Annotated in this window: 1 protein-coding gene; it reads right to left on the bottom strand. The window is 39.8% G+C overall.

What is annotated here, in order from left to right:
• Positions 1–598: transposase (locus QM406_RS10070; RefSeq protein ID WP_414274128.1), on the bottom strand; the 598-nt coding region annotated here is incomplete at both ends.

The raw sequence follows: 598 nt of genomic DNA on the forward strand, positions 1-598 counted from the left end.
ATTACCTCGCTTAGTAATGTGTTCCTTGGCGAGAAAGTTCCCAGATTCATAGTGTCTCAGGTCAATGCCAATAAAAGCGTTGATTTGATTGGTAGACTGAAAGCGACGAATATCTCCCAATTCGCCAGTGATAGATGTCGCTGTGGTTTCTGCGATGCCAGGAATTGATCGTAAGATGTCATACTCTGGTAAAGGCTGAGCTAGAGCTACCATGTCGTCTAAGACAACCTGTCTGTGCTCAGAAAGACGAAGCAATTCTTGAGCATAGTAACGAACCTCTTCAAGCATTGGGGAGATTTTCTTGACCGCACAAAAAGATTGTTTAGCGAGTTTTATAAGTTTATCAGTCAGATAAGCAATACGCTTTTCAGAGATTCGTTTGGAGGTAGATTGACGGATAATCTTACACAATTTATTTTGAGATAGGTTTAATACAAACTCTTTGCATGGAAAAGCCATCACTAAATTCCCATATTGCTCTCCAGTTGGTGTGGATAAGAGATTTTCCAATTCAGGAAAGGTGACTTGTAAGACCTTGTGTAGACGGTTTTTAGCTCTAACAATGTCTTCTGTAAGATTTTGATAGAAACGGCTTAAA

Origin of the sequence: Streptococcus infantis, assembly GCF_047465035.1 — a bacterium.
GTDB classification, from domain to species: Bacteria; Bacillota; Bacilli; order Lactobacillales; family Streptococcaceae; genus Streptococcus; species Streptococcus infantis_T.